Annotated in this window: 22 protein-coding genes; 3 read left to right on the top strand and 19 right to left on the bottom strand. The window is 35.5% G+C overall.

All coding sequences use genetic code 11. The features are described 5' to 3' along the window. Positions 1-9 precede the first annotated feature (9 nt). From CRV04_RS09435 to CRV04_RS09385, 11 genes are all read right to left on the bottom strand, one after another. On the bottom strand, positions 10-1,956 hold the full coding sequence (locus CRV04_RS09435; RefSeq protein ID WP_128996597.1) for a flagellar hook-basal body complex protein: 1,947 nt from the start codon (positions 1,954-1,956) through the stop codon (positions 10-12). Between the two features lie 108 nt (positions 1,957-2,064). Beyond that, a complete protein-coding gene (locus tag CRV04_RS09430; RefSeq protein WP_128996596.1) occupies positions 2,065-3,540 on the bottom strand; it encodes a flagellar hook-basal body complex protein in 1,476 nt (491 codons plus the stop codon). Beyond that, the gene (locus CRV04_RS09425; protein WP_128996595.1) at positions 3,540-4,031 is read right to left on the bottom strand and encodes a flagellar hook assembly protein FlgD; all 492 of its coding nucleotides are present in this window, start codon (positions 4,029-4,031) and stop codon (positions 3,540-3,542) included. Before CRV04_RS09425 ends, CRV04_RS09430 begins: the two co-directional genes overlap by 1 nt. Before the next feature lie 12 nt (positions 4,032-4,043). Continuing rightward, complete coding sequence (locus CRV04_RS09420) at positions 4,044-4,340, bottom strand: FliM/FliN family flagellar motor switch protein (protein ID WP_228126524.1); 297 nt, start codon at positions 4,338-4,340, stop codon at positions 4,044-4,046. Positions 4,341-4,465: 125 nt separating this feature from the next. Beyond that, positions 4,466-5,191: a FliH/SctL family protein gene (locus CRV04_RS09415; protein ID WP_128996594.1), complete on the bottom strand. Its 726-nt coding sequence runs from the start codon at positions 5,189-5,191 to the stop codon at positions 4,466-4,468. Then, entirely contained in the window at positions 5,191-6,210 is a 1,020-nt protein-coding gene (fliG, locus tag CRV04_RS09410; protein WP_128996593.1) for a flagellar motor switch protein FliG, read from the bottom strand. The genes CRV04_RS09415 and fliG overlap by 1 nt, the downstream gene beginning before the upstream one ends. A gap of 3 nt (positions 6,211-6,213) precedes the next feature. Beyond that, positions 6,214-7,965 carry a flagellar basal-body MS-ring/collar protein FliF gene (fliF, locus tag CRV04_RS09405; RefSeq protein WP_128996592.1) on the bottom strand — a complete coding sequence of 584 codons (1,752 nt, stop codon included), beginning with the start codon at positions 7,963-7,965 and terminating at the stop codon, positions 6,214-6,216. A 22-nt stretch (positions 7,966-7,987) separates the two neighbouring features. Further along, a complete protein-coding gene (flgB, locus tag CRV04_RS09400) occupies positions 7,988-8,398 on the bottom strand; it encodes a flagellar basal body rod protein FlgB (protein WP_128996591.1) in 411 nt (136 codons plus the stop codon). A 16-nt stretch (positions 8,399-8,414) separates the two neighbouring features. After that, positions 8,415-9,128: a flagellar hook-basal body protein gene (locus CRV04_RS09395; protein WP_128996590.1), complete on the bottom strand. Its 714-nt coding sequence runs from the start codon at positions 9,126-9,128 to the stop codon at positions 8,415-8,417. A gap of 10 nt (positions 9,129-9,138) precedes the next feature. Further along, a complete protein-coding gene (locus CRV04_RS09390) occupies positions 9,139-10,176 on the bottom strand; it encodes a hypothetical protein (RefSeq protein ID WP_228126523.1) in 1,038 nt (345 codons plus the stop codon). Between the two features lie 16 nt (positions 10,177-10,192). After that, positions 10,193-10,561, bottom strand: a complete 369-nt coding sequence (locus CRV04_RS09385) for a response regulator (protein WP_128996588.1) — start codon at positions 10,559-10,561, stop codon at positions 10,193-10,195. 167 nt (positions 10,562-10,728) lie between these two features. On the opposite strand from CRV04_RS09385, the gene flgG reads away from it, so the two are divergent. The 3 genes from flgG to CRV04_RS09370 are packed head-to-tail and all read left to right on the top strand — an operon-like array spanning position 10,729 to position 13,200. Next, positions 10,729-11,517 (top strand): flagellar basal-body rod protein FlgG, encoded by a 789-nt coding sequence (gene flgG, locus CRV04_RS09380; protein ID WP_128996587.1) that lies wholly within the window; start codon positions 10,729-10,731, stop codon positions 11,515-11,517. Positions 11,518-11,531: 14 nt separating this feature from the next. Beyond that, complete coding sequence (locus tag CRV04_RS09375; protein WP_128996586.1) at positions 11,532-11,972, top strand: hypothetical protein; 441 nt, start codon at positions 11,532-11,534, stop codon at positions 11,970-11,972. Then, positions 11,962-13,200: a hypothetical protein gene (locus CRV04_RS09370; RefSeq protein ID WP_128996585.1), complete on the top strand. Its 1,239-nt coding sequence runs from the start codon at positions 11,962-11,964 to the stop codon at positions 13,198-13,200. The genes CRV04_RS09375 and CRV04_RS09370 overlap by 11 nt, the downstream gene beginning before the upstream one ends. Here the strand turns inward: CRV04_RS09370 and rimM are convergent. The 8 genes from rimM to CRV04_RS09330 form a co-directional block, all read right to left on the bottom strand. Continuing rightward, positions 13,197-13,730 carry a ribosome maturation factor RimM gene (gene rimM / locus CRV04_RS09365; RefSeq protein WP_128996584.1) on the bottom strand — a complete coding sequence of 178 codons (534 nt, stop codon included), beginning with the start codon at positions 13,728-13,730 and terminating at the stop codon, positions 13,197-13,199. The two genes, CRV04_RS09370 and rimM, sit on opposite strands and share 4 nt — an antisense overlap. Positions 13,731-13,745: 15 nt before the next feature. Beyond that, entirely contained in the window at positions 13,746-13,988 is a 243-nt protein-coding gene (locus CRV04_RS09360) for a KH domain-containing protein (protein WP_128996583.1), read from the bottom strand. Positions 13,989-13,996: 8 nt separating this feature from the next. Continuing rightward, a complete protein-coding gene (rpsP, locus tag CRV04_RS09355; RefSeq protein ID WP_128996582.1) occupies positions 13,997-14,224 on the bottom strand; it encodes a 30S ribosomal protein S16 in 228 nt (75 codons plus the stop codon). A gap of 80 nt (positions 14,225-14,304) precedes the next feature. Continuing rightward, complete coding sequence (ffh, locus tag CRV04_RS09350; protein ID WP_128996581.1) at positions 14,305-15,663, bottom strand: signal recognition particle protein; 1,359 nt, start codon at positions 15,661-15,663, stop codon at positions 14,305-14,307. Positions 15,664-15,818: 155 nt separating this feature from the next. Beyond that, on the bottom strand, positions 15,819-16,574 hold the full coding sequence (locus CRV04_RS09345) for a pseudouridine synthase family protein (RefSeq protein WP_128996580.1): 756 nt from the start codon (positions 16,572-16,574) through the stop codon (positions 15,819-15,821). After that, complete coding sequence (gene waaA / locus CRV04_RS09340) at positions 16,561-17,709, bottom strand: lipid IV(A) 3-deoxy-D-manno-octulosonic acid transferase (protein ID WP_128996579.1); 1,149 nt, start codon at positions 17,707-17,709, stop codon at positions 16,561-16,563. The genes CRV04_RS09345 and waaA overlap by 14 nt, the downstream gene beginning before the upstream one ends. Before the next feature lies 1 nt (position 17,710). Continuing rightward, positions 17,711-18,430 carry a zinc ribbon domain-containing protein gene (locus tag CRV04_RS09335; RefSeq protein ID WP_128996578.1) on the bottom strand — a complete coding sequence of 240 codons (720 nt, stop codon included), beginning with the start codon at positions 18,428-18,430 and terminating at the stop codon, positions 17,711-17,713. A 10-nt stretch (positions 18,431-18,440) separates the two neighbouring features. After that, positions 18,441-19,178, bottom strand: a complete 738-nt coding sequence (locus tag CRV04_RS09330) for a Nif3-like dinuclear metal center hexameric protein (protein WP_128996577.1) — start codon at positions 19,176-19,178, stop codon at positions 18,441-18,443. Between the last annotated feature and the right edge of the window lie 93 nt (positions 19,179-19,271).

The following is a 19,271-nucleotide window of genomic DNA, read 5'->3' as shown; positions in this document are numbered from 1 at the left end:
TAATTAAAATTATCGTTTTAAATTGATCAGTGTGTTTAACAACTCATCTGAAGTTGTGATTGATTTTGCATTGGCTTCAAACCCTCTTTGGAATACCATCAAGTTAACCAAACTTTTACTTAAGTCTGCACCACTGAGTTCCACATATTTATTTTCAACATCTGCTGCTTTTGCATTGTTAAGACTGTAAATTGGATCCCCAGATTCATTTGTTTTTCGAAGAAGGTTGTTTCCAATAGATTCTAAACCACGATTGTTGTTAAACATTGCAATCGATATTTGACCAATGGCATAATCAACCCCATCTTGTCTGATGGTAATCACCCCATTAGAATCAACTGAAAAGTCTCCAAATGCAGTATCTGAAATTCCTAAAGTATCCAGTCTTAACTGTAAAGAGTCTTTTGATGACGTTTGGTCAATTTTAGTCACCATTTCAATAAATTCAGCACCTGCACCTTCTCGTCCACTGTGTGTTGCATTTTTCTCAATCAAACCAAGAGGACCTGATGTCTCATCTAGAACTCCACTGAATTCAACATCAAAGTTTGAGTCTTTTGTCTCAATCACCAATGCATTATTCACAATTGATGCATTCAAATATAAAGATAACTCTGGGTCACCATTAATTTGAGTCACAATATCTGCCATATTGGTTAAAGCATCTGTACCAGTTAGGTATGGCCCAAGAGTTAATGGACCCGCAGTTGGTATAGTTACATTTTGTTTGGCATCATTATCCCAAATTGTTACTCGATAATCAAACCCTGCATCGGCACTGAGTGTTGTTGTTGATGGGGTTAAAGTAAACAAATCACTTGGTAAGAAAACATCTCTTTGTTTTCCACTGACAGCTTCTGATAATGCATCACGAATCGATTCTAAAGCACCCAATCCGCTTCCTTCAACCGCAGCAACACCATCTGATGTTAAAACTGTACCATTGATTTCAGTTTGCCCAGAGGTCGTTAATACGTTACTTACAATAAATGGTTGACCTGGAATCAGTGACTCAATTTTTAAAACACCGCTTGCTACATCTGCATCGGCTGTACTTTCATTGTGTGCAGCTGTTGCATCAACGGTATAAACTTTAATACCAGGAATCGCTTCTGTCAGTTTGTCTGCAAGCTTTTTCATTGTATTTTCATACGAAGTATCAAACTGTTGTGTATATCGTTTGTTATTAATATATACTGAGATAAAGTCATTATCGTCAGCTAAGTGTCCTGCAGCTTTATCTTCAAAGTCTATATACGTTACTTGAGCTACTGAAGTTGCAGATGCCCCATCTGGATCTTCTTGATACTTTTGCAATGCCGCCGCATATGCTTTTTGCAACTCTTGAATATCGGAAATTTTTCCAGATTCAGTATTGTACCCAGCTCCTGCAAAAATTTGATGAGAATCCCCTTTAGCCGTATTGTTATAATCGGTTGTTTTTGCTGCAATGGTTTCAATATATGTACCATGATTGATGATTCGTGAACTGACAAGTTTGGTATAATCACTTGTAAAAATTGTAATATTTGGATTGGTTGTCACAACATCAGCATCAGGATCAATACTACTCAATACCCAACCTTGGACTTCATTTCCGTTGGCATCTTGCAGTGTACCATTATCACCCATACGTAAGTTACCCGCTCGTGTATAGTAGGTCTCAGAGGTTCCTCCTCCGTTATTTCTGTCTGTTACGGTGATAAAACCATCACCTTTCAAAGCGATATCGTAAGATACACCTGTTTTTTTAGTACTTGCTTGTTCATAAATTTTTTCAGCATCTAATACTTTAGAACCTTTACCAATTCTGTTTTGATACACTTGATCGGCAAATGCAATTCTTGTAGCTTTATACCCTATTGTATTAACATTGGCGATATTATTTGCTTCATTATCTAAAGCTGCTTGATGCGAAGCTAATCCGCTAATTCCTGTCCATAATGCACCAATCATAATAAATCCTTTACGTAAGACATAATGTCTTGAATTTTAGAATAGTTTTCATATTCAAAGTTCAATATTCAATAAAATACTGAACTTTAAATATAACAGCCATACAACCTATTTTTTAAGTTGTATGGCAATGTTTAAAAACTCATCCGCAGTTGTAATTGAGCGTGAGTTTGCTTCATAAGCTCTTTGGAAGGTCATCAATTCCACCAAACTCTCTCCCATGTTTGAGTTACTCAACTCTATGGTTTTCCCTACAACTTTTGAACCATAATCAGCATTGATAGGTTCCCCCGCATCTTTTGTACCCTTAAAGAGTCGTCCCCCTTCAGGAACCAGTCCACTTTCATTGTTAAATGCAACCGTTGGGATTTTTGCAATAGCATACTTATTATCCCCTTGAACCATGTAAATAATACCATCATCTACCATGAAATTACTGAACTGATTATCTGAGATTCCCAATTCCGTTAAATTCAATTGCAAATCACCATAACCATCAACATCAACGGTTACACCAGTTGTGGCTGTTCCTTTAGGAGGAATTGTAATATCTGTTACCACTTGGGTTAACTCTGCATTGGCTCTGGTCATGGCAGCTTCTAAAGCAGCATAACTGCTGTTCATCGCCGCTTCACCGCTTCCTGCAACAGCAGCTGTAGTAGCAATTGAAGTATACGCTGTATCATTGACCAGCAATGAGTTAATTTTGATATTCTCACCTGGAATCAGGGTATCTACAGTAATGGTTCCTGTTGCAGGATCAAAACTGGCATCTTTAACACCTTCTGCTTTAGCTATTTTTGCAGCTAAAAATTGCATGGTAGTCTCTGCATCCCCTTCAAAATTTTGCGTATATTTTGTATTATTCACTGTCACTGAAACAGAGTCATTGGCGTCATTTAACTGCGTTGCATAATCTGCAACCGTAATCGCTGTCACTTGATTCGTTGGTGCTGTTCCAGCATTTGTTGGATTGTTAGCATACGCTTGCAGTTTTTTTCTATAATCCGCTTTTAACAGTTCTATATCTGCGATAATGGCAGAGGATTCTTTCGTCTTAATTCCAGTAACCGGATCGATTTCATCGGTTGCTGAGGAGTTATAATCCGTAGCTCTGACATTCACACTTTGAACGCTGGTTGCTGATTTGATGATTTGAGAGGCCATAAAATTAGGAAAATCCTCATTCATAATCATATCCCCAGTAACAGCTGCAGGAATACCTCGAACATGCTCTCCTGTTTGAGTGACTAAAAAACCATCAACCGATTTCTTAAAATCACCCGCTCTTGAATAATAAATTTCATCTTTTTCAGGATCATACACCACAAAATACCCAGTACCTTCAATGGCTAAATCATAAGGATTATTGGTAAGTTTATAATCACCCTCTTTAAAGTTTTTTTGAACTTCTACGGTTGCCGTACCTTTACCCATTCGATTTTGGTACATCATATCCACAAACGATATTCTGTCTGTTTTGTATGCCACGGTATTGATGTTGGCAATATTATTTGACTGAGTATTAAGGGCTTTTTGGAATGATCCTAAACCCGACATTCCATTATATAAAGCACTGATCATTATACACTTCCGTTCATTACTCTTGTAATTTTGTTGTATTCAATAAAATCAGGTTCAGCTTTATAAAGAAGTTCCCCTGTCTCTTCATTGTATCCTACAATTTGGTGCCCTTGCATATAGAGTGTTCCATTAATAATCTCAACAGAGTTCACTTTAAATTGTTTTTGTACACCTGCTTCAGACATTTCACCCGTTTCAATAATTTGCCCAATAATATTTGATGCACTTGAAAGTGCGGTTTGTGCAAAAGAGCTTTGTAACGATTTCATTGCGTCAATGGTTGCCATATTGGTTTCAAGTGTTGACATTTGCAATTGAGAATCCATCATTTGAGTTGAGTCCATTGGTTTGGTTGGATCTTGAAGTTTCAACTCTTGAAGCATCAACTGCAAGAAATCTTCATTCGTTAACTTATCATTACTGATCGCTTTCGTATACGGATTTCCGTTTTTATCAACCCCTACTTCTGAATTTACTGTATCTACTGCCATAATAACTACTCCTTAAATCATTTGTTCTTCGAAGAAGTATCGAACAACATTATCTGAATCCATGGCATCTTGAACCCTTACTGCAAGTTTCTCATCCATAACAATAATATCACCCGTACCGACGATTCGAGTATTTACATAAATATCACCACCACTTCCTGCATCTTTATTCAAAGAGATAATATCCCCTTCACTCAAATTTAGAAAGTCGCGTACAGTTAACTCAGCATCACCAAGTATTACATCAACTATAATTTCAGTATCAACTAATAAATCATAATCTCTTTCAGTAATATCTATCATACTCATCTCTTTTCTTTAAATATGTAAAAATTATAACATAAGAAGGTTCTTTGGATAAGAAGAAAAAATAATAAAAGCGTGGAATTTATAACTTTGAAAGGTATTTTAAGCTAATTTTAATAAAAGTGTAATTAAATTACACTCTCTAACGACTCTAACATGGAGTTTACTTTGGCTTCGATATTGCCATCAAAATTACCCAAGTCGCTCGCAATAACTACCCCACCAAGCGTCACATTGACATCTTCATGAAGTTCAATAAAAGAGTCCAATTTCAATTGATCTTTTAATATAAGATAATCTTTTGGGTTCACATGAATTTGAATACGAGAAGCCGTTTTAACCTTGTTTAAAAGATTTTTGGTGGTCTCTTTAGCAATCATTGCAGAGTTTTCACCCAACTCAATACCAATGATTTTTTTTGCAATGGACATCGAAGTCTTAAGAATTTTACCCTCCATTTGAAAAGTGGCTTGTTCAAAAAAAGAGGCATAGTGTTTCAGATCTTTAATCGCATCAACGACTTGCTTATCAAAATCTTTTCCTTTAACGCCTTCATTCTCAATACTACTGACTTTAGTTTCAATATTTTGAAGTTGTGCTTGTAAATTTCTGATCTCATTTAAAAGGGTATCATGACCTCTGCTTCCTGGGATCATGTTCTCTGTAGCAGAAGGGTTTCCTGGGTCTGATAATGTAGCTACTTGTTGCATCTGTTCATTTTGTTGGTGTTCAATTGTGTTTTCATTAAAAAACGTTCCCAATTGATACGCTTGCAATTTTTGCTCTTTAACAGCTTTATCTTTTTCATTCCCTTTTACAATGGTTGCACTTGAGTATACATTATTTTTTTGCATTATTGTTCATCCATTTCTCGATCAATTACACCCTCTTCAATTAGTTTTTGAGCAACATCTAACATTTTACGTTGGGCTGCTTCAATGTCTTTGATTTTTACTTTAGTCAACATCTCAAACTCCTCCATAAATCGATCTCGTGCTCTTTGACTCATTGCTGAAGTGACTTTTTCAAGGTCTTCAGAAGTTGCATTTTTCATTGCAACTGCCACATCAGGTGTTTCACAGTTTTGCAAAATTTTCATTACATAATCATTATCCAAATTGAGTAAGTCTTCAAATACAAACATGTTCTCTTTGATTTTAGTTGCAAGCAATGTGTCCACTCCATTGATATTTTTAAGAATATCTTGCGATTTTGGTCCCACACGGTTGAGCATATCTGCAACCACTTTCACCCCACCAACATCAACAATAGAGGATAACAATGACTCCAGTTTTTTCTCTAAAATCAACGATACCGTTCGTACAACATCAGGAGAGACATCTTTAATAGTAGCCATTTGCATGGTTACTTTTACTTTCACATCTTCATCCAGTTGCATCAAAACCTCTGCAGCCCCTGGCGCTTCCATGTGCGCTAAAATAACGGCAATGGTTTGAGGAGACTCATCTTTAATAAAGTCTGCAAGCTGTTTAGGGTTAATGGCATCTAAATATGAGAATGCTTGTGAAGCCAACTTAATTTTAGACAATCGTGAAAGAACATCATCGGCTTCTCCTTTTCCTAAGGATTTATATAAAATCTCTTTAGCGTATTCATACCCACCCGAACTGATATACCCACTGGATTTGATTAAGATATGAAACTCATTTAAAATCGCCAATGAAGTCTCTTTATCAATCGACTTGATTTGCGTAATCGCAGTAGAAATATCTTCGACATAGTGTTTAGGAAGATGTTGGAAAATCTTAACAGTTGGGCCTTCTCCTAAGAGGATACAAAATGTTGCAACCCTCTCAATCATTGGCATCCCTTTTAAAATCTCCTTATGCTCTTCTTCTAATAAATCTAACATTCACTATGCCTTATTTTGTTTTGCAGCTTCTCGAAGTTTGAACTTCGCATCACCTTCAGTTAATAACATCTCAATCATTCCTGCAATCTCTTCAGGTTTATCATTGACTTGTTTATCAATCTCATCAATGAGTACTTCATATTTAGCAGCATCCTCTTCATCTAAACCTTCAATATTATTTAATAACTGACTTCGCACTTTTGCTTTGAGTCGTCCATGTGCTGTTTGTCGATCAAACTCATTTTCATAATCTTTAATGATTTGTCCATCATCATCAATAATGTTTCCATCTGCATCAACTTTATTGCCCTTTTCATCATAAATAACAATATCATTCTTTGCAATAAACTTTTTATAAAAAATAAAGAGTAAAAGTGTGGCAATGATATATTGAATATATTCACTGAACTCTTGTAAAATTGTTTTTACCATGGCCAGAGTATCAACAGAACCACCTTCTTCGGCAATAACATTTCCATTTGCATCCACTTGAGCTCCCGAAGTACTCACTCCACTGCTTAAAAACTTAAAGTCTTTAACTGTGATTTGGTCCCCTCGTGTTTCACTGAATCCAATGGTATCTTGAACCACTGACACAATACTGCTCACATACTCATCTTTATTTTCAACTTCCGCTAAAACGGTCGAGTCAAACGTAACCGCTGCCGTAATTCGTTTTAAAGAGGCAAATGCATTGTCTTCTTCATTAACAATACGTTTTGAAATCTCATAATTAATGATGTTTTTTGTCTCTTCAGAGGAAGATTGTGTGGAGTTTTGTCCTGCATTACCATCGGTGTTAACTTCAATATTAGATTGAACCCCTGGTACGCCTCCATTTTGTTGAACAACCCCTTGGGAGTTAGCAATATTTTCAGTCGTTTGTTGGCTTCGAATGGTTCCTTCTGGGTCATAAATCTCTTCACGTACATCTTTTTTAATAAAGGCCAAATCCACGGAAACTCTCGCAACTACTTTTCCCATACCTACAATGGGTTCAAGCAGTGCTATGATTTTGTGTTCATAATCTTTTTCAAGTTCTTCTTTATACTTGTTTTGCATTCGAACTTTGGTATGGTCCATCTCATCTTTAGAGTGTTCAAGTAAAGAACCATCTTGATCAATCAATTTAATGTTTTCTGCCGTTAAATTAGATACAGCTGAAGCAATAAAGTTTTTAATCCCATCAATTTGTTTTTGGGTCAGATAAATACCTGGTTTAATGGTTAACACAGCTGATGCGGTTGGCAATGTTTTTCTTTCTGTAAAAATCGTATCTTTAGGAATCGCAATTTTAACGCTGGCTCGCAGTACTCCCGAAAGAGACTCTAAAGAACGAGAGAGTTCCCCTTCAAGTGCACGTAGATACTTCACTTTGTTTTCAAAATTGGTTGTACCTAAAGAGGATTTTTCAAAAATCTCCCACCCCGTGTGTTTATTGGTTGCTGCTTCACTGGTCACTAGCTTGATTTTTGCAATGTTAATAAACTCTTTACTGGTTCGAAGCGTTAAGGTATTTCCTGAACCAATGACTTGAAAAGGGATTCCTGAAGCTTCAAGCTCACTGCTTGCAAGCATCACTTGATTTTTGGTTAAATTGGCTGCAATCGTATAATTAAGCTTCTCATCTTGAGCTTTAATATTTGACCAAACCAAAAGACCAATGAGTAAAACAAAGAGAATCGAAAAACCACCAATGATTACTGCTCGTTGCGAAGCATTAAGATTATTAATAAATTTAAGCAGTTGGTTCATATATTGTTATTCCTAGTAATCATTATTGACTTTTTGATGACGAATCAATGACGGTTTTCATCCATCCTGAATCTTTTTTAATTGAGGCTTGCAGTGCGTTAAACAAAACACTGTTTTTAGACATTTCACTCATTTGTTTATCTAAACTGACGTTGTTTCCATCATTTTTTTCAATCAGATTAGGTACATTCACTACTTGAGGTCCTGTCTTTTTAGGTTGTGTTAAATCAAATGGAATATGATTTTGATGTGTGGTTGCAAGTTGTAAATCATCCTTGCTTTTTGCTTTTTGAAGTTCATCTTCAAAGACTAAGTCTTTGGTTTTATAATCTGGAGTATTGATATTGGCAATATTTCCAGAGATTACTTTTTGTCTCTCTCCTCGAAAACTCAACTGGTTAAATAAGAGTCCGCTGACATGACTTGCTTCCATTAATTAAACCCTTTCATTAGTTCGCTGTTAGTTTATCCATCATTTTAGAGTTCATCTCTCCAATACCCGTAATCGCTTTTTGTGCTTGTTCAAAACGTCGGTGCGCATCAATGAGCTGTACCATTGCTGTCACAGAATTCACATTTGATTTTTCCAAGACACCTTGCTCTGCTGCGGTTAAAGGATCTTCTACAGCATTATAATTCACAAGCGCATTCTCTTTAACTCGAAAACCATTTTTTCCTACATTTTCTAAGTTATCGTAAGTGGTTTGCGCAATACCAAGTACAGCAGCAATATTGACACCCTCTTCAACTTGAATGGGTTCATTCTCTCCATCAAGTACAGGATAGTTATTGGCATTTACAAGTTGGTCATTGACCACTTTAAATGAACCATCACGTGTCAAATGAATTTCTCCATTAGGTGCTTGCACTTTGAAAAAGGTATCGGGTTGTTTTAAAGCAAAATCCAATGCATTGGCTGTTTGCACCATTGGTCCCATTTCACTGTTGATAAATCGTGCGTCCAGTTTGGGTACATTATTCATAACCACATTGAGTTTAGAAGTGGGTTTGTTTTGTTCCACTGCTTTATCTAAATAGTTGTTAAACGTGCCTTCTGTTAAACCGGTTTGTTTATAACCATTGGTGTTGGCATTGGCTAAATTATTAGAAATAGTATCAACTCGATTAAGTTGGTTGATCATTCCTGCTGCTAATGGATACATGGCTTATCCTTTATTTGTTGAACTCTTGAATTAACGCATCTAAATCATCCGCACCTACAACCTCAGAATCCCCATCACCGTGAATATACTTCGCAACAGCAATCTCTTTAACTTCTCCTTCTTCTTCAAAAAGGTTATTTAAATAGGTGCTGAGTTTTCGAATCACTGACATTACTCGTTCAATTTTTTGTCGGTTAATATCATGAAATTGCATCAACTCCATGGCTTCAAAGATTTGCATATTTTCTGCATCAAGTTTCGATGAAATATCAGCAGTAACAGCCTTCATATTTTCTGCCTCTTCAAGCCGATCTTTAAAAACGGCAATATTGGGAAACTTTTTTGACAATGAAGTTAACAGTTCAACCTCTTTGTCTAAAAACGCATCAATGTCTTTTTTATTTTTTGAAATGGCATCGTTTTCGTCCAACACAAAACTTAAGACGTCAAAAATCTTACTCGCTTTTTCCTCACTGTCATTTGCAACTTCATTAAGTTGGCTTACTACTTTTGTATTCGGCTCTACTGGCAATGGGAACTCTCCCTTATTAATTTTTTCGCTTGTCCATGATTCAGCTTTTTTATTGAACTCTTCATCATCATCGTTGTTGTCATCTATCTCTTGAATGAGTTCCTCTTCTAACTCATCTGTAGAGACATCATCCATTGATATCAATTCTTCATCTACGCTGCTGGTTTCCTCTTCAGACTCATCTTCAGGTACTTCATCCTCTGGCGTTGGCATGTTGTCAATCTCATTAAGTACATCTGTTATATCATCTTTTACATCAGGAGAAGCTAAAGTCTCGTCATTGTCACTCTCAACTTTCTCAATTTCGCTCTCTTGAGCTGATTCTTCTTCATCTTCAACTACGGCAGTCTCTTCTTCAGGGGTTTCTGAATTGGTTGCAGCAATCAATTGTTCGATGTCATCTTCAGACATAGAAGCACCGCTTTCCTCTTCTACTTCTGTACTCTCTTCAGCTGGTTTCTCTTCATCTGAAATATCCAGACCATTCATCAACGCTTCAATTTCTTCTTGACTCATACTCATTGCAAACCCCTTATTTTAATACACCGTCAAGTTTTTCTTTTAGTATTTCTGCACTAAAAGGTTTGACAATATAGTTGTTAACACCTGCTTTTAAAGCAGTAATAACTTCACTTTTACCACCTTCAGTGGTAATCATAATTATTGGTATGCTTTGATGTTGACCTTCACTTCTTACTTTTTTAACCAGTTCTAAACCATTCATATTGGGCATGTTCCAATCTGTTAAGATTACATCATATTTGTTACTTGATAATTCTTTCCACGCTTTTAATCCATCTTCTGCTTCATCGAAATCATCTTTGGTAAACCCGAGTTGCTGTACTACGTTACCTATAATTCTTCTCATAGTAGAACTATCATCAACAATAAGAATTTTCATCTTTTTACCTTTAGCAGCATTTTTATAAAATTTGCTACATTATATTTAATTTGATTTAAATATATACTTAATAATTTAAAAAAAATTGAATGCTAATTTTAATCTAACTTTAAAAGTTCTTTAAATATAATCTTACCATATATGGAAACTGACCTAAAGGATGCAACATGATCAGAGGTTTATACACAGCTGCAACAGGAATGACAGCGCAACAACATGCCATTGATGTCACGTCAAATAACATTGCGAACGTAAATACCATTGGTTTTAAAAAAGACCGAGCCGAGTTTCAAGACCTGATGTATGAAACACTCAACTACACTTCTGGTCGAACATCTCAAACAACAATCAATCCTACAGGTATTGATGTAGGTTTAGGGGTTCGAATCTCTGGTATTCAAAAAAGCTTTTTAGAAGGGGATTTAAAAGAGACAGGGAATCCTTTGGATATGGCCATCGAAGGAAAAGGTTTCTTTCAAATTACTCTGCCTGATGGAGAGATTGCCTATACAAGAAATGGGGCTTTTAAACGAGACAGCGATGGAGCTTTAGTCAATGGAAACGGATTCAAATTAGAACCTGAAATCGTTATTCCAAGTACGTTTACAAAAATCTCTATTGCCGAAGATGGTACAGTCAGTGCAGTTGATCCCGTCACAGGTGATACCCAAGATTTGGGTCAAGTGACCATTGTTGACTTCGTAAACCCAGCAGGACTTGCACCTCTTGGAAAATCTCTTTTCCAAGCAACTGACGCTTCGGGTGACCCAGTAGAAGGTATTCCCAGTGAAGACGCTTTTGGAAACATCAAACAAGCATTTGTTGAATCTTCAAATGTGGCCTTGGTAAACGAAATGGTTGATTTAATTACAGCTCAACGGGCATACGAAGCAAACTCTAAATCAATCACAACCACCGATGAGATGTTAAGTATCGTAAACAGATTAAAAAGTTAGTAGTCAGTTAAACAATGGATTTAGCAGAACTTAAACGAATCCGAAAAGAGAACATGCTTGCGCATAAGAAAAAAAAGCGTGAGTATTATCTCAAACAAAAGCTTGCAAAACAACAAGCAAACAATGCACCAGTCAGACCAGAAATTGACTATTTTAAAGAATTAAACGGAGACTTTTTTACTCAAAAAATCAAAGAGATTGCCAAAAAGCAGAAATCTCATGTTGATAGCCGTAAAGATAAAATTGTACAAAAAATCAAAGATTATAAAGAACAAAAACAGAAGTATTATGAAGAGAACCGAGAAAAACGACTGCAATACGATAAAGAGTACCGTGAGAAGAAAAAAGAAGATTTAAGAGAGTATAGAAGAGAATATTATCAAAGAAACCGTGAGAAAATTCTGCAAAAACAGAGAGAAAAAAGAAAACAATTAAAGAGTTCAAATGGCAAATGATACAACAAATGAAAATCTTGAAAATAATCCACTAGAGAATGAGTCTTTAGATGAGGATAATGTCAATATTGATGACATTGAAGGTCTAGAAAAAGATATAACATCTTCATCTGACAATGAAGAGGAGTCTGCTCAAGAAGAGAAAAAAGAGATTCTTTATGATGATGGTCCAAGACTGGAAGACAGACTACAAGCCATTGAAGACAGCATTGAGAAGAAACCTCCTGTACAAAATATTCCTGAAGAAGAACAGTATGTTGAAGGCACCGAACTGCCAACAAAAGAGTCTACAACACAAGATGATGATGTCGAAATTGTACATCACAATGAAAATGACGAAAATGATAACCAACTGCCTCAAAAACAGAGTTTAAAAGAGAAGCTCCAAGATAAGAAAAATCTGGTTAAACTTTTGATTGCTGTCTTGATTTTACTTTTAATGATCATTACCCTCATATTTATTTTTTTACCTGGTAAAAAAGAACAACCCGTACAAGCAGTCATGCCTGAAAAACCAACAGAGCAAACACAACAAGTGCAAAAACCAGTTGTACAAAAACCAACGTATGAATTTAAATTGGATCATATTAATGTCACTCGTGTCAATAAACAGCTTGAAAAACTTACAAAATATGAACTTCTTGGCATGAGTGAAGAAGAGTATTTACGACAAGAGAAACTCAAAGCTGAACAAAAAGCCAAAGAGGAAGCCGAACGTTTAGAAAAAGAGCGTCTGGCAAAAGAAGAAGCTGAACAAAAAGCCAAAGAGGAAGTTGAACGTTTAGAAAAAGAGCGTCTGGCAAAAGAAGAAGCTGAACAAAAAGCCAAAGAGGAAGCTGAAAAACTTGCAGCTCAAGAAGCAAGCCAAAATGGACAAACGCAACAAGAGCAAACCAATACTAGCAACACACAAAATGATGCGACATCACAACAAAACAGTGAAAAAAATGCCACAATACAAGGAAATACATTCTTAAAATTTGTTCATGTACCTACCTATAAAAAGACTCTGTTTAAAACAGAATTGGCAAAAATTAAAGACATTGATGCACGTATTAATCCCTGTAGAAACACTAAAAATTTTATAGAGATTTTTATTGGACCATTAGATAACAATGAGCAATACTCTGATATAGTAAATGCGTTACAACAAAAAGCAAACTATAAAAATATCACGATGTTAGAACTGACCAAAGATGAGTTTGAAACTCGTTGTATGGTCTATTAAGAGTTTTCTAAAATATAGATACAATCTTGGGTATAGATGGTTTTATTCTCTATATCCACTTTAATTACATACATAGGAATGTAAGGTATTAAGAAGTTTTTTGGAAGCTCTTTTTCCACTAATGCAGATGAAGTAATCACTTCAAAATAATCACTGCTTGGAAGTCGTTGGATGTCATTTACTACACCCAACTCAAGCTTTTCATTATCTACAATTTTACAACCAATCAAATCAAACCAAAAAAACTCATTCTCTTGAAGTTCACAAGTTGCTCTGGTTTGTTCAATGGTTGTAAACAGTTGCAGATTTACAAGTTTTTTTGCACTCTCTACATCATCAATGCTTTCAAATGTACAAATCCCTCTTGAGGCATTATAGGACTTAATGGTTAACGATGTTTTTCTATTGGTATGAAAAGAGATGCCTTTTCTAAATTGTTCAGGAAAGTCTGAGTCTAAATAGACCTTTACAGTGCCATCTAAACCAACAGTTTTACCTATTTTACCAATGTATATATCGTTATTATTCACGTTTTGCCTATTATGTTATTCGTTTGCTAAAACTTGTATTTTGTAAGAAATACCATCTTTTGCTTTACATCCATTGGCCATGGTCTTAATGGCATTAATCATGTTTCCATTTTTACCAATAAGTTTACCAATGTCCGCACTGTTTGCATGAATAACAATCTCTGCAAAAGTATCGTCAATGACCTCTTTTGTCACGGTGATTTCTTCTGGAAAACTCACAATTAATTTTGCGTAGTTTTCAATAAAGTTAGTGATCATGGTGAAAACTATTTAGCTGCTAGCTTTTTAACTTTTTCACTTGGTTTTGCACCAACACTTAACCAGTAGTTATATCTCTCTTCGTCAAGCTTTAATACTTTTGGCTCAACTACTGGGTTGTAGTATCCAATTGATTCAATCCAACCTGAATCTCTTCTCTTTCTAGAGTCTGTTACTACGATTCTGTAAAATGGTTTTTTGTTTCGTCCCATTCTTGTTAATCTGATTACTGTCATGTTTTTTTCCTTTTTATTGTTCAATTATAGTATTGAATTCTAAACTCAACTGAGTTTACAACTCAATACTATTTAAAAGTTTATCGTGGTAAGTTTGGCATTCCGCCGGGCATACCTTGCATTTGAGACATCATGTTTTGAAGTCCTTTCATGCCACCTTTGCTTGAGAGTTTTTTCGCCATTTTAGAGGCATTTTTAAACTGCTTCAAGATTTTATTGATTTGCACTTCTGAAAGTCCTGAACCTGTTGCAATTCTTTTCTTTCTGCTTGGGTTCATTAAGCTTGGATTTTCTCTCTCTTTTGGCGTCATAGAAGCAATCAATGCTTTGATTCGTTTAAGCTCATCCGAGTTTTCAAAATCCATATCTTTTAAAGGACCCGCCATTTGTGAAAGTCCGGGAATCATTCCAATAATTGATTTCATGCTTCCCAGTTTTTTCATCATATTGAGTTGTTCTAAGAAATCATTGAAGTTAAACTCACCCTTTTTAATTTTTTTAGAGACCTCTTTGGCTTTTTTCTCATCGATGATGGCAGCTGTTTTTTCTGCAAGACCTTCCATGTCCCCTGCTCCCATAAGTCGAGAGACAATTCTGTCTGGAATAAAGACTTCGATGTCGGGCATCTTTTCACCCACACCAATAAATCTTAAAGGAACTCCTACTTGGTGAGCGATTGAAAGTGCAACTCCCCCTTTGGTATCCCCATCATATTTTGATAAAATCACCCCATCAATTCCAATTTGTTCTTTAAATGATGTGGCTGTTTTGGTTGCATCATGACCCGTTAATGAATCTGCAACATAAAAAATTTCATTAGGAGAGAGTGCTTTTTTTACATCTGAAAGTTGTGCCATAAGCTCTGCATCAATGGCCAGTCGACCAGCTGTATCGACTAAAAGAACATCATAGTGCTCTTTTTTTGCTTTCTCTTGGGCTGCTTTTGCGATTTTAACGGGATTTTTTTCATTGTCATCAAAGTAGATATCGACTTCAATTTGTTCAGCAATTTGTTTGAGTTGTTCCACTGCTGCAAGTCGTTGTAAGTCACACGCTGCAACGAGTACTTTTTTCTTTCTTAGTTTCAGATAGTTTGCTAATTTACCAGTGGTGGTGGTTTTACCACTTCCTTGCAAACCTGTCATTAATACGGTCGTAGGAGGTGTATTTGAAAACACAAATCCTTGGTTTCCATTGGTCGTTAAAATATTGGTCAGTTCTTGTTGAAGTGATTTTAAAAATGATTCTTGACCAATTCCAAGTTGTTTGGTATTGAGTTCAACATTAGTAATCAATTCTTTGGTTGTTTTATGGTGAACATCGGCTTTTAAAAGTGATTTACGTAATTCAGTGGTTGCTTTTTTTAACGCATTCGCGTCATCTTTAAACCTGATTTTACTGACTGCATTTTTAAATGATCCGGTTAATACATCAAACAAAATAACTTCTCCATTTTTTAATTAGCTTGGGATTATACAAAGATATTTCTTTATAACAGTTTAAGTGCGAGATATTTTAAGTCATATTTAAAGTTTATATTTTATAAAAAGCCCTTAAATTGGACTTTTTATATTTTAAGAAGCTTAATTTAAAATTAATTTTGTCCTAAACCAAAGACATTGAACTCTCGTGGTTCTCTTGCTTCAAAGCTGTAATCAAAAATCTTAGTGATTTTAGAGTGCAGTAATACTCGCTTGATATTTGCTGATGGTTTTCCATAAGTGGCATCTCCAATAATTGGAAGCCCTAAATGGTTTAAGTGTACCCTGATTTGGTGCGTTCGTCCTGTGTCAATGACCACTTTTACTTTAGACTTATTCCCTTCAACAAAAAGTGGATAAACCGTTGTTTTAGCCGACTTTCCATTCTTTAAATCAATTTTACTTTTTGCAACCCCTTTGGTTTTAATCGTTAAAATTGGTTTGTCAATCTCTAGCTCTTCAATGACTTTACCTTCAACAATCGCCACATACTCTTTATAGACATTGTTATTTTTAAACTCTTTGATGGCTCTTTTTTGAAACGCTTCATTTTTAGCAAACAGCATCACTCCACTGGTCTCTTTATCCAATCGGTTCAGCAAAATATACTCAGGATATTTTTTTGAGATTTCATCAGCTGTTAAAAAAGCAGGTTTATCCACAACAAAGATATCATCATCTTGGAAAATGACTTTTATGTTGGCGACTTCTTTGACTATAAAACGAGTATCCACACGAATCTCACCTCGTGCAATTTGTACTTTTTTATTTCCCACATAGACCAAACCTTTGTCCATGAGCTCTTTGGCTTTTGAGTTTGAAATCCCCTCTTGTTTAGCCAGCAGTTTGTACGCTTTATCGTATTGCATTTATTTCCTTTATAATAGGTTCTACTGAACCAATATCCACCAGTTTTGCTTGTGGTAACTGGTGCACGTTTTGTAATACCTCTTTTAGTTTATCATTTTCAACCAAGGTATAGTTTTGAATCGATTCAAAGAGCGGTTTTTGGTTAAAAATCGCTTTCCCACTGATGATTCGACAATTAAAAAAGGCAGGCTCCACAGGATTGTGTCCCCCGATTTTTTCAAATGCCCCACCTAAAATTACGCAATCACTGATGGCATAAATATTGATCAACTCACCCATTGCATCAACCAATACAATATCACTGTTAAAATGTGTTTCTTGTGAGTATCGGTGATAACTCAGATTATACTTCTTGGCATAAGCTTGCATTAACTCATGTACTTGCTCAAATCGTTCAGGGTGTCTTGGTACCACAACCAAACGTCCTAAAGAGGCATCAAAAGCTTCTAAAATAATCGCTTCCTCTTTGTCATGTGTGCTTCCAGCAGTGATCATAAACCCTTCTGGTTTGACTAACGCTTTGCTTATTTTTGGAAGTTGTGCCAATTTGATATTGCCAATGACTTCCACATCACTTGCACCCAACTCCATCAATCGCTCTTTATCCAATTGACTTTGTGCGTAGACTTTATTTACGTGTTTAAAGACTCTTTTGTAAAAAAATGAAAATCGTTTATACGATGCATACGATTTATCTGAAATGCGTGCATTGATTAAAAACGTTTTCGTCTTTTTAATTTGAGCCCATAAAAAGAGCATATACCAAAGCTCTGCTTCTAACACAAAAAGTGCTTTTTGTTTGTTTACCCAAAAAGGTAAAAAAATTTCAAAAGGCAAATAGCGTACTTGCGCTTTAAATTTTTGTGCCTCTTCAAATCCTGTGTTGGTAATCACAGAGATGTTGACCTCTTCATCCAGACTATCTACGATGGGTTTTAACGCTCTTACTTCACCAAATGAACAACAATGAAACCAGACTCTTTCATCTGAAAAAGAGGGATTATTGCGTAAAAAAAATTTGGCTGGAATGGCGTGTTTGTATTTTAAAGTTCGTGATTTGTAGATGAGATATGGCAAAGCTAAGAGGTAAACGAAGCTTGCCAGAATGTAGTAAATAACACTAAAAAGGCTCAAATTAAGCCTCTTCAGTTTCTACTTCTTTATAAAGAATTCTTCCACAGTGAGGACAGTTAATAATCTCTTCTGCTTTAATGACTTCTGCGTATGTTTTGTCATTGATTTTCATAAAGCATCCACAACATGCTTGTTTTTTAACTGGAACCACAGCACTGTCTTTAGCCCATCTTCTGATTTTTTCATAGAACGTTAAAATTTTATTATCAAATTGCTCTAACAGCACTGAACGTTGTTGATATACATTGTTTCTGTCTTTGTTTAAATCTTCAATTGCATTGTCCACAGCCACTTGCAGTTCAGAAATTTGTTCTTTCTCTTCTTCAAGTTTTGCTTTTAATTCATTAAGTTGTTCTTCTTTAGCAACTGTTAAATCATCCAATCGTGCAATCTCTTCATTGGCAAATGAAACTTGCTCTTTTGCAATCTCTTCTTCAAGTTGTAAAGCTTTTAACTCTTTTTCATTTTGAACATCATGATGTTTTTTACTGATGTCTTCTAATTTTGTTTTTAATTCAGCTAAGTGAATATTGTTTTTTGTTCGCTTTGATTTTAAATCATCAATTTCTGCATACGCAGCATCGATTTGAGTAGAAATCGAGTCAGCTGTTTGTAAAAAAACTGATAATTTTGCTTTTTCATTCTCAATTTGTGGTTCAAATGCACTGATTTTGCCGTCATATTTTGATAACTGTACTAACTGTTCTAGGTATTTATTCAACCGTTTCTCCTTATAAATGAAACATAAATGGATTTTTTGAAGCTGTTATTATAGCTTGTAATTTATTTTTTTTCAAATATTCTTCACAAAGTCCTAAAAGAAGGGGTGCGAAATATTTTTCACTTTCATAGTGTCCAATGTCAATTAATGAAATTCCTCTGCTTTTTGCTTCCATAGCATCATGATATTTAATATCTCCCGTTAAGAAACAATCTGCTTGCACTTCTGCAATCATTGACATGCCTGCACCTGTGATGAGTGCAACTTTTTTCACTTCGTCACTGCATTGTACCACTTTGGTGTACTCTAAATTCAATGCACTTGAAATATGAGCATGAAATGTTTGAAAAGATTGATTTACATTGGCATAACAGATATATCCTTCATGTTCAATCACATCTAAGCCTAAAACCTCTTGTGCCACATAACGATTCAGATGCGTCACATCAAAATTGGTGTGCATGCAAATCAAAGCTATCTCTTTTTGAATCAAGACTTTTAAAAGTTTGGTCGCATATGAGTCATAATTGACCTGTTTTAAACTTGAAAAAATCAAAGGATGATGCGTGATGATTAAAGAGTTAGGTTTCACCTCTTCTAAAAGCTCTTCATCCAAATCCAAGCTGATATAGACTCGTTGAACATCATCATTCATATTCCCTACAAGTAGACCTGAGTTGTCCCATTTCTCTTGCAGTTCAAACGGTGATAGCTCATTTAAAAAAGCATATATCTCTTTTATTTTCATTCTTTTCCTTAATGCTTGACTCATCTCTCACAACGATTGATTTCGCGTCACTCAACTTCAATCGATACGAAGCTTCGCTTCTAGTTCACACCT

Origin of the sequence: Candidatus Marinarcus aquaticus, assembly GCF_004116335.1 — a bacterium.
In the GTDB taxonomy this organism is placed as follows: Bacteria; Campylobacterota; Campylobacteria; order Campylobacterales; family Arcobacteraceae; genus Marinarcus; species Marinarcus aquaticus.
The sequence above is the reverse complement of the archived record's forward strand: the minus strand, read 5'-3'. Positions and strand labels throughout refer to the sequence as shown.